Annotated in this window: 8 protein-coding genes; 2 read left to right on the top strand and 6 right to left on the bottom strand. The window is 45.5% G+C overall.

What is annotated here, in order from left to right:
- The first annotated feature begins 282 nt into the window (after window positions 1–282).
- Window positions 283–951, top strand: a complete 669-nt coding sequence (locus tag F1379_RS29260) for a hypothetical protein (RefSeq protein WP_150276008.1) — start codon at window positions 283–285, stop codon at window positions 949–951.
- On the opposite strand, the gene F1379_RS29255 is transcribed toward F1379_RS29260, so the two are convergent.
- The 4 genes from F1379_RS29255 to F1379_RS29240 all read right to left on the bottom strand — a co-directional run bounded on the left by F1379_RS29255 (window position 948) and on the right by F1379_RS29240 (window position 6138).
- Window positions 948–2249 carry a transcriptional regulator gene (locus tag F1379_RS29255; protein WP_150276007.1) on the bottom strand — a complete coding sequence of 434 codons (1302 nt, stop codon included), beginning with the start codon at window positions 2247–2249 and terminating at the stop codon, window positions 948–950. The genes F1379_RS29260 and F1379_RS29255 overlap by 4 nt on opposite strands.
- 42 nt (window positions 2250–2291) lie before the next feature.
- Window positions 2292–3593: a transcriptional regulator gene (locus F1379_RS29250; protein WP_150276006.1), complete on the bottom strand. Its 1302-nt coding sequence runs from the start codon at window positions 3591–3593 to the stop codon at window positions 2292–2294.
- Between the two features lie 376 nt (window positions 3594–3969).
- A complete protein-coding gene (locus tag F1379_RS29245; protein ID WP_239004858.1) occupies window positions 3970–5388 on the bottom strand; it encodes a helix-turn-helix domain-containing protein in 1419 nt (472 codons plus the stop codon).
- A 132-nt stretch (window positions 5389–5520) separates the two neighbouring features.
- Window positions 5521–6138 carry a LysE/ArgO family amino acid transporter gene (locus tag F1379_RS29240; RefSeq protein WP_150276005.1) on the bottom strand — a complete coding sequence of 206 codons (618 nt, stop codon included), beginning with the start codon at window positions 6136–6138 and terminating at the stop codon, window positions 5521–5523.
- Between the two features lie 199 nt (window positions 6139–6337).
- On the opposite strand from F1379_RS29240, the gene F1379_RS29235 reads away from it, so the two are divergent.
- Window positions 6338–7828 (top strand): aminotransferase-like domain-containing protein, encoded by a 1491-nt coding sequence (locus tag F1379_RS29235; RefSeq protein WP_150276004.1) that lies wholly within the window; start codon window positions 6338–6340, stop codon window positions 7826–7828.
- 489 nt (window positions 7829–8317) lie between these two features.
- On the opposite strand, the gene F1379_RS29230 is transcribed toward F1379_RS29235, so the two are convergent.
- Together F1379_RS29230 and F1379_RS29225 are read right to left on the bottom strand one after the other, a co-directional pair.
- A complete protein-coding gene (locus tag F1379_RS29230; protein ID WP_150276003.1) occupies window positions 8318–9265 on the bottom strand; it encodes a DUF3800 domain-containing protein in 948 nt (315 codons plus the stop codon).
- 631 nt (window positions 9266–9896) lie between these two features.
- Complete coding sequence (locus F1379_RS29225) at window positions 9897–10808, bottom strand: ParB/RepB/Spo0J family partition protein (RefSeq protein ID WP_150276002.1); 912 nt, start codon at window positions 10806–10808, stop codon at window positions 9897–9899.
- Window positions 10809–11046: the final 238 nt, after the last annotated feature.

The following is an 11046-nucleotide window of genomic DNA, read 5'->3' as shown; positions in this document are numbered from 1 at the left end:
TCTTGGTGGGGGAGGCCTCCCCCACCAAGAGAACCATCTCACCGATGTCCCAGAAGAATACTTTTACTCTTTTACACAAACTTCTTGACGCTACCGGGTTTGACTTGAGATTTGTACAATCTATATAGCATTCTGAATGGTTATTTCATTGTTTTTTTGTAAAATTATATATTTTTAATGTAAATTTTCTCATTTGCCATTGTTGCTCCGGCATGTTGATTGTATGCTTTAGGTGATCAAGCCTGGTTAACCTATCATTATCAATCAGAAGGAGAGCATTACATGAAAATCCGAAAATATGTCTTCCTTGGCTGTGTTGGAGTTCTGGCCGTTATGTTCTGTCTTTCACTGACCGTCGTCCATGCCCAATCCAAGACGGCAGCAGCTTTGGAGCGAAAGCTCAAGATTCTGGAAAAGGTCCAAATCCCGGAAAGCTATACCCGGCTGCTGATTGGGAAATTGGAGGCGGACTGGCCTAAGCTGTTTACGGCAAGATCGGCGGATGATCTTTTTAACAAATATGCTTTTATGACTTGGTACATTGACGAGGATGCCAGGTCACGCTTAAAGGCTCAGCTTAAAGATCATACCTACTATCTTGAGTACGAACAGCTGCTCAAAGCCGGTCTGCTGCCGGCAAAGAAAGTGAATTTGCAGGATGTACATATCGATTCCTACTCCGGTGATATCATTGCCGTCTCAGGAACCTACGAGGTAACGCTCCGGGATGGAACTGCCAAGACTTTTAACGTGACACTGCAAGCCAGGGGTGGGTCCTTCAGTTATTTCTCTCCGCAGTTTAACATAGAAGAGGGACAAGGGATCGAAACGGCTTCGGAGGAAGAGGAACTGGAGCTGCACTATAAATTCCAGCTGATCAACAGCATAGACACCTACCGCAAGTTATCCAGGGAGCAGCTTTACTTCTTGTTTGATTTGGAGGACCGCTAAAATTCAACCTCAAACTCCACCGACAGCTTCCCCTTGATCACATTGCGCTCCGCATCGAAGGTCGCCGTCAAATCCGCTCCGGCCAGGCTGACCTCACTCAGGTCGATGTGCTTGCGGGTCAGGTAGTATTTGGCGAGCTCGTTTTGGAAGCGGGTGTAGTTGCTGTCTTGAATCTGTTTATTACGCTTCGTGAATACACTGTAGTAATCCCGGTAAGGAATGTAATCAGAGAATCGCTCGATAATATGATCGACGTTCCAGTGATAGCGGTTGGCTGTCTCAATAATTTTATAAAGTGCGGTGAAGATTTCATTCTCACGTGTTGCAACATATTCTACGTAATCATCCAGCACTTCGATTTGCCCGTCCTGAAGCCGGTATAGAAAGGTATTGGCGATGCCCCATTCTTGAAATTGTCTTATGGTTAATTCAGCCTCAGCATCATTCTCGCGAATCCAGTTGGTATCCATATAAGTCGGAACCATACTCAAGGCAGTTTTGTATTGGCCCATCATCTCATATGCACCTGCAATCATAAGATTGGCATACAAGATATACTTATAAATCGGCTTCTCATTCGTAAAGACAGCCTCTTCTTTTCTAGTAGACTGGTGATGGAGCTTATAACGAATTTTCGCCATACTCTGCATCTTATCTGCCAATTCAATTACTTTATGATATTGATTTAGTGCACCATTAATATTCAACAAACTCTTAATAGCCTCGAGCTGATACCCTTCATCCAGCCGATCCACATAAGGTTCAAACAAGGCTGCCTGTATCAGATTCTGTTTGGGATCATCGCCAGTATTAATTGTAAACAACCGAAACTTACACAGCGCCAGCCGTTCGGAATGCTGGAACTTCTCGCTCAAAGCCACATTCTCATATAAAATCGCTGCTGCCTGCCATTTTTTCTGATCAAACAATTCTTCCGCCAATTCAAACAGCATGGGTGCATAAGCCAGGTCGTCCAGCAAGCCTTGCACCAGTCGCTCAATACAATCTAGCCGCTCCAGCTCTGCACAACGTTCAATAAAAGGACGGATGCGCCGCCAAGTAGGTGCAAAGGTATACAGACATTCATCTACATATTTATTATAAAAATGATCTTCCGCCAGCCCCAGCGTCTTCGTTACCTTCTCCAGATGGATCATGGCAAAAGCCTGCTCGCCTTTCATCACGCGGTTAAGCGTGCCCGAATGGATGCCGGTGATTTCGGCGAACTTGTTGACTGTAATGCTTTCTTTGTCCAGATATGCAAAAAGCTCGTCGCGGATTGCGGCCGTCTGGTTCACTCTAACCCACCCTTTTTTAGCCTAGTTGACTGGCTTTCTAATCTAAAATTTCACTTCAAACTCTACTGACAGCTTGCCTTTAATTACTTTGCGCTCTGGATCAAAGGTGGCCGACAGGTCTGTTCCTGCTAGGCTGACATCGCTTCTCTCAATATGCTTGCGCGTTAGATAGTATTTGGCGAGCTCGTTTTGGAATTTTTCATACTGGCCATCGTAGACCTGTTTGTTATACTTATCTAATTGGTTACGATTATTCCGATAAGGAATATACTCATTAAATCGTTCAAGAATAGCATCTATATTCCAGTTATAGAGGTTAGCTGCCTCTACTATCTTAGAAACGGCAATAAAGATTTCTCCTGGTTTATCTGAAATATAATTGACGTACTCCTTTACTGTTTCTTCTTGTCCGTTCATAACGCGGTACAGGTATGTATTGGCTTTACCCCATTCTTGAAAAAGCTGCATCATCCGCTTGGCGGCTTCGTTAGTCTCTCGTAATCCGCTGCTATTCGTATAGAAAGGTATCATTTTCATTGCCGATTTATAATCGCCTTTTTCCTCATAGCACATTGACTGCATAAGATACGCATACAATATATAAATGTACTTACCATATTCGGGACAATTCCTCTCTTGGTACGGACAACCTGTTTGCCAATCCTCTTCATACTGAAATGAAGCAATCCTCAGTAGGTCATGAGATAACTGTTCTGTTTTCTCCCAGTCTTCTAGTGCAGAATATAAATTCATAAGTTGCTTAATGCCTTCAATTTGATTGATACCCTTTAACCGCTCAATATAAGGTTCAAAGCCTACTGCCAAGGTTAAGTTATCATCCCGGTCATCCCCCACCGAAATCGTAAACAGCCGGAATTTACAAATCGCTAGCCGTTCGGAGTGCTGAAGCTTTTCGCTTAAAGCCACATTTTCATATAAAACAGCCGCAGCCTGCAAATACTTCTGATCGAAAAGCTCTTCTGCCAGCTCAAACAGCATAGGTGCATAAGCTAAATCATCCAGTAACCCCTCGACGAGCCGCCTTATACAGTCCACGCGTCCCGCTTCAGCACAGCACTGGATGAAAGGGCGAATACGTCGCCAGGTAGGTGCAAATACATGAAGGCACTCATCAACATAACTATCGTAGAAATGATCCTTATCAAGTCCAAGAGTTGCTGTAACCTTATCTAAATGGCCCATATTAAAGGCCTGCTGGCTTTTCATGATGCGGGTGAGTGTGGCGGAGTGGATGCCGGATAGCTCGGCGAACTTGTTGATGGTGATGTTGTTTTGGGATATGTAGGTGGTTATTGTGTCTCGGATTGTAACTCGTTGGTACATGTAATGTTCATCTTCTTTCTCAAATTACATCTGTTAACTTTGACTATCACGATTATTTGAAGATGTATGTTATTCTTCAAATTGATTAGTTAAATTAAATTGATGAACTTGATTGAAAATACAATCACTTTATTCAATATTTTAGTCAATACTGTAAAAAAATGAATTTAACCCAAATCACAGCACCTATTATAATCATACTTATCCTAAATAAATATAAATTTATTATAAAAAAGACGCCTTCATTTAGGCGTCGTAAGTCATTTTTTTGATAGTTAAATATTAAAACTAAAATCCTCCACCACTACCATGAGTGAGCGGCTGAATAAAATTAATATTTTCCTGCTCATTAGTTACATAGTCAGAACTCATTGGATCAATTATTAAGATAAACATGCTGCATAGTAGTAGGAAAGACAACAACATTTTTCTTATCATTCTGTGTCCGCACCTCATTGATCAAAGATTTATATTGTTTTTCTTCTTCTTCGGTTGCTCTATAACGGTATTGCTCAAACATATCAACGCACTTAATAATGTTACTCTGAGAGTTGATCCTAGTACAAAATTTCAAGCTCTGTAATAGGAACATTATGCCGTCAGGAAGATTATGAAACAAGTAATATGTAGCTAATTCAAAAAGAAACCCAGCATGTCGGTCAGCTGACATCTGCTGATTGTGATTACCAAAGTATCCCGTTTGCACTTGATATGACGTGTTAATCTCAAATCGACTTAAAATATGATCGACATTCCAACTATACTTATTAGCAGCTTGCAATATTCTGAGCATAGCTAGATAGATTTCTTCTTCTTTTGTAGAAATAAATGCTACATAATCATCCAGCACTTCTCGCTGACCAGCCATTAATCGATATAGAAGGGAATTCGCCGTAGCCCATTCCTTAAATTGACCTATCAGTTGCACTGCTTCTTCAGATTTGTCCTCTATCCAAGTTCCGTCAGCATATTTCGAGACATAATAGAGAGCAGTTTTATAATCTCCTATTTCATCGAACACTAATGAACGCAACAGATAAGAATATAATATATATCCATAAACTGGTCTGGAAGATTTACGGGTTGTCTCTCGTTTTTTGTTTGAATGGATGGATAATTCATATTGGAGAGTGGCAATACGACAGAGATTCTCGCTGATCTCCTCCACCTTATCCCACTGATGCAGTGAAGAAAACACATGCGCCAAATCCTTCAACGCATCCAGCTGATCCGCCTCATCCAGCTTATACACATAACACTCGAACAGAATCGCCGCGCGCAGGTTCTTGTTCTGGTCCTCGCCGAGGGCGATCTTGAACAGCCGGTACTGGCAAATCGCCAGCCGTTCAGAGTATTGGTACTTCTCGCTGGCGCTCACATTCTCATATAATAACGCCGCCGCCTGCCATTGCCCAAGCTTGAACAGCTCTTCCGCTGTGTCGAACAGCATTGGAGCATAAGTCAGGTTATCGAGAAGGGTCTGCACAATTTGCTCAATACAGTCCAGCCGGTTCAGCGCTGCGCAGCTCATAATGAAGGGCCGTAGCCGCCGCCAGGTAGGAACGGAATAATAAAGGCATTCATCCACATACAGGCTGTAGAAGAAGTCCTGCGTCTTGCCCATTCCTTCCGTAATCAGCTCCAGATGACTCATCGCAATTGACTGCTGGCCGGTAATAATCCGGCTCAGGGTCCCGGAATTAATGCCGGAGCGGACCGCAAACTGGTTGATGGACATGCCTTGTTCCGCTAAATATGCCGCCAATTGATCCCGAATCATCGTTTTTTGTTCCACGGAAAATCACCCTTCCTAATACCCATCTACTAGGAATTTACAGTTATAAATGCAATAGTAAGTGATAATATTCCAATGGTCAATAGAGATTCATTGAACAATCTACGGAAAATAAACCCGTTTACCTCTTACCTATAACAAGGAACTCCATAATTGAAAGGCCATATACAGTGCAATCGCCCAGATCACCACGGCCGAAGCCCGGTTGAGCCAGCCGATGAATCGGCCCGCCTTATCCAGCCTGCCCAGCAGTCTGCCTGCCGCCGCAAGCCCCAGAAACCATATCCATGACACTCCCGCAGCCGCACCCGCAAACACCCAGCGGGCCCATCCGCTATACTGCAAGGAGTTGGTACCGATCACCCCCAACGTGTCCAGCAGTGCGTGAGGGTTCAGCAGGGATACCGACAAGGCATAGCCTACCTGTCCTCTACGTGTAAAACGTCTGGCTTCCCCTTGCACCGGAGCGGCCGCATGCCAGATACTCCAGCCCATATAACATAGAAACACTACACCAGCGGCATACACAATGGCAGTCAACCATTCCAGCGACAGGAGAACCAGAGACAAACCGCCGACAGCCATTCCTATTAGCAGTGTATCACATAATGAGGCGGTCAGAACAACCGGAAGCGCATGGCGAAATTGTGAATGCAGCGCCCCCTGGTTGAACACGAATATATTCTGCACCCCCAGCGGCAAAATCAGCCCCAAGGCCAGCACCAACCCATGAATAATTGCTTCTGTCATCTCTGCTACTCCCTCTCGGTTCATCGTTAAGACAGATTCCATCATACGATGATTCCGCACCCAAGTAACCAGCCAAATTCGCTACTGGAACCCAACCAAATGGGGGCGTCCCTTGCGGGCATGCTATAATGTGGAACAGAAGATCACTGAGACATACTAGAAGCAACCATCTATTCGGGAAAAAGAGGGGTCAGAGTCTATGCGTCCATCCCAGGAAAATGTGAATGCCCGTCTCACCGCCGGGAGCGGCGATTGGATGCCGGACTCCGCTTCGCCGGTGCCGCTGTATCAGCAGATCTACACCCGCTTCCTGCACAATATCAGCAGCGGCGCCTGGCCCCCCGGCATGCGCCTTGCGCCGCAGCGCGAGCTGTGCCGCCGCTACGGCGTGAACCGCAGCACGGTCGCCGCTGCGCTGGGGCAGCTGTCGGCCCTCGGGCTGCTGGAGGGCCGCAAGGGCGGCGGCACCTATGTCGCCGCCGCTCCTGCACCCGGGGCCCCCGCCGAGAGCGGCGGCTGGGCCGGGTATGTAGAGGAGGGCAGCCATTATCCGAACCTGCCCGGCATTCAAGCGATCAACCGGCTGGAGTTCGCAGCCGGTCTGATCCGCCTTGGCACCGGCGAGCCTGCGCCGGAGCTGCTGCCCGCAGAGCGGCTGCGCAGCGTGCTCGGCGGCCTTGCGGCGGAGCCGCTGCCGCCGCTCTCCTACGAGCAGCCGCTCGGGAGCCTGCGGCTGCGCCGGGCGCTCAGCGGCGAGCTGCAAGCCCAAGGAATCGAGGCCGGGCCGGACTCGATTCTGATCACGTCCGGGGCGCTGCAGGGCCTGCAGCTCATCGCCCTCGGACTGCTGCCGCGCGGCTCCACCATTCTGCTGGAGAAGCCGTCTTACCTCTACTCCATTCACGCCTTCCAGTCGGCGGGCGTGAAGTTCAGCGGCCTGCCCATGGATGAGGGCGGGCTGCTGACGGACAAGCTGGCAGGCGCGGCGAAGCGCAGCCGCGCCGCCATGCTCTACACCATCCCCAGCTTCCATAACCCCACCGGCATCCTGATGGATGCCGCGCGGCGCCGGAAGCTGATGGAAGTGACATCACAGCTCGGGCTGCCCATCCTGGAGGATGGGGCGTATCAGGAGCTGTGGCTGGACGCGCCCCCGCCGCCGCCGCTGAAGGCGCTCGATACAGGCGGCAGGGTGCTGCATCTGGGCACCCTGTCGAAGGTGACCAGCCCCGGTCTGCGCATCGGCTGGATCGCCGGGCCGGAGCCGGTGGTGCGGCGGCTCGCCGACATCAAGATGCAGACCGATTACGGAGCCAGCTCCCTCTCCCAGCTGGCGGCGGCGCACTGGCTGGAGGGCGGCCACCACGCCGAGCATCTGGCCACGCTGCGGGAGCAGCTGCGCGGACGGCGCAGGCTCCTGCTGCAGCTGCTGGATGCGCATCTGGCCGGTCTGGCGGATTGGCGCATCCCCGCCGGCGGCTTCTATGTATGGCTTGCCCTGCGCGGGCAAGCGTCACTGCAGCGGCTGTTCGCCGCCGCTCTGCAGGCCGGGCTGCTGCTCAACACCGGCGATCTGTATGACCGCAGTGACAGCAGGCACCTGCGCCTGTCCTATGCCTATGCTTCCCCCGCCGAGCTGGAGCGGGGCATCCCCCTGCTGGCGGAGATTATCCGCAGGCAAATGAAGTAAGGCCGGCCCCGTTAACTGGCCAAGAAAAGAAGGAATCCTTTCCTTTTTGGCATTTGGCGAGATTCGTATTCGAAAAACAAAAATGGCCAGATCATAAAGTCAGATAACAATAAAAACACTGTAGACTCCTTCGCAGATGCTTTGAAGATAATACTGGACGAAATTGAGTCACTCGGGTTTATTCGTTCATCAGTAGTTGAGAATCAAGGTGTGCATTTCGATAATTTCCATAGTCGATATCATTGGAACAAGTACGGTCAAGTGCGTTTGGGCTCTCTTGAACGCGGTAACATTTTTAACTTCGTCAAGGATTACTTTGTTCAAAAATATGAGCTTCATCTGAGTCCAGAGGAACGACTTGTGAGGAATAAATGAATACAGCAGGGAACGATCATTCACAATCTCTAAGATCACGGTAATAATGGAGCTTTGTATAGGTGTGTCGGGAAATTAGAGTTAAGTATCAATGAACATCCAATACACCTTACCCTACTGCATTAATGAATAATTCCTTCCCCTACCCTCAACTTCATCCTTGTATCCAAGCAACATGCGTGCCAACGTGTTAGGATATTCCAGCAGCTTACGGTATTCCGTTGCAGATAAATCAGGGTTCTTCAACATCACTGCCTGAAGCTTGGATATTTCTGAAACATCATAACGAGATTTGTAAACCATAAATTGAGATACATAATTTCCTACAGACAGTTCAGACAAGTTCTCATTTCCGTTCCATGAATACAGCTTGATCTGTTTCATAAATCGTTCTACATTGTCACCTTCAGATAAAAAGCGATATACCAAGTCACTCTTAATCAGAGCCGTGTTTGAGTCCACCGTGTAGCTTTGTTCCATCAGGAATACCACAATTCCCATAAATGTATCAATGATTTGCAAAGGGATGGACTCATGAGACTCTTCCGACTCAACGGATGCTATTTTGTATCTTTTACTCCGATATACTGAATGAGCATTCATCTGCTCTTTGATTTTTGATGGCAGTCCAAGGGCATCGTATTCATCGTTGCGATCAATTTTGATGTTAACATCCACCTGACCGTGCAAGTGCCGTGTGACTCCATAGAACAGTCTTTCCGGTATTTTTATATAAAAGAGATTCCGTAGCTCCATCATTGTCAGGTTTAGTTGTCTGGCTATACTATGTGCCTCTGTGTTACTAACGACCAGAATATTGATATTAACATCCTGATTGATGATATAATGAAGAGCCTTGAAATATTTTTTCAAGTACTGGTCATGATTGTACTCCCTGAAATGCAATTCGCTCTTGGTTCCAAGCTCCTCAAATATACGTTGTACCGTCTGTTTTATTTCTGACATTGTCTGCTCACTGCCGCCATATGCACCGTAATATGAATTCGCTTTTCCTGGCTGGTCAATTTTATTGGCTTCATCAAAATAGATATTATAGATCATTGTACACATCCCAAATAGCCAAAATGATAACGTGTAACTTGACTTTCGTCCACATACATAATATCATGATTATACTTAAATAATACAGATGGGTATAGTCTTCTCCGCTTCGTTAGCTAGAGCTGTCTATACCCTGAAAAGACCCTTCTCCGCTTCGTTAGCAGAGTTGGGTTTTTTGTATTTTATACGCTACATGCGTGTGTGCTAATGACCACTGTATGTCATTCGTCTGTATCCTTTAGTCTCTTTAGCAGGGTACGCTAATTCTCTCCGCCTGTGGTGAATAAAAGAACATAAGCAGTCTGGGCAGAAGTTAGTCGGTTACGGGGCGTCGTGGGGGTGATATAAAAGTTAGAAATATACCGCATTTAGATACAGATTAGCCTAAGCATTAGAGGCAAAGTGGTCTCCCATTCGAGTACGAACACGCAAAAAAAGCGACCGCTTAGAGTCGCTTTTCTGATATTAACTATGAAGGAGAGGAGAATTGCCCTTATCCGAAGGTACCGCGAATATAATCTTCTATGAGTGTAGTCACAGTTTTGATGTCACCTAGTAAAATGAGATGTACAGATGTGCCTATCTATTAACTATGGGTAGTATAACAACAATTACTCTTAATACTCGTTATTTAATTCCCGTCAAGTAGTTTTGATAACTCTGTACTTTTAGTTACTAACTTTTTCTTTATTCCTTCTAAACTCAACAGAAGTTCCTTTGCATCGTTTGAATCATTAACATCAATTTGATAGATATTCAGAACTGCTTTATTTATTTTATCTATATGTGTTTTAAACCGATTTCCATTATTCCTACCATTTAATGTCGATAAATTAATTGCATCGGATAACCGAAAGTTTGAATTCACTAGAAACTTCTTAATTTGCTCCACACTAGATAATTGAATAGCTAGCTCATTCCTAAGATCATCAACTGTTATTAAACCCAATTCAATTTTCCTGAGCATTGTTGTTCTAATTAAATTTATATCAAATAATTCAACTAATTCAGGTTTGTTTTTTTCTAACTTTTCTAACCAAAGTTTTAAATGATATAGCGCAGATATTGAATACTTTCCGCTATCCAACTTTTCCTCAATTTCCACATGAGGATAATATTGAAAAACTTTCACTCTAGATGCTATCTGCTTACTATCGACGCTCATCTTTTTACCTAGATCTTTAAAAGAACATTTTCCCCATATTATCCACATCTCATATGTGTATTTAGCCCATTCATAAGGTGTCCAGTCCACCCTTCCACCTTGCACAGATCCTAAACGTTCCATTTCTTCAGCTTTATCTTTAGGTGCGTTAACTAACAATACTGGAATTTCTTGAATTCCTAGTTGAACAGCTGCGTACCAGCGACGGTGACCAGAGAGAATTACATACTTATTTTCCTGTGCATAACAAGTTATTCCCGCTTCCCATCCTTTTTCTTTAATAATCCGTTGCATTTCTATTGATCGTGTTGAATGATCTTGTCTCGGATTTAGGGGATTTGGAATGACATCTCTTGTTTTTGTCCATTGCAATTTCATAAACCACACCCAACTTTCAATAAATCAGCTTCTATTTTCTTCGATCCATTCATTTAGATATTGTTCTTTATTTTCTATCTCTTTCATTAAACTCTGAATTTGACCATTTATTTTTAATGCTTCTTGTTTTGTTCTACATCTTAGATGGCGTAAAATAAGTTGTGTACCAAGATTTGGGGCCTAGTCAGGCAACAAAAAAGTAGGGTATTCTCGGGATTGTTGAAGTCCACCAAGAAAG

The organism is Paenibacillus tepidiphilus (assembly GCF_008635795.1).
In the GTDB taxonomy this organism is placed as follows: Bacteria; Bacillota; Bacilli; order Paenibacillales; family Paenibacillaceae; genus Paenibacillus_AQ; species Paenibacillus_AQ tepidiphilus.
The sequence above is the reverse complement of the archived record's forward strand: the minus strand, read 5'-3'. Positions and strand labels throughout refer to the sequence as shown.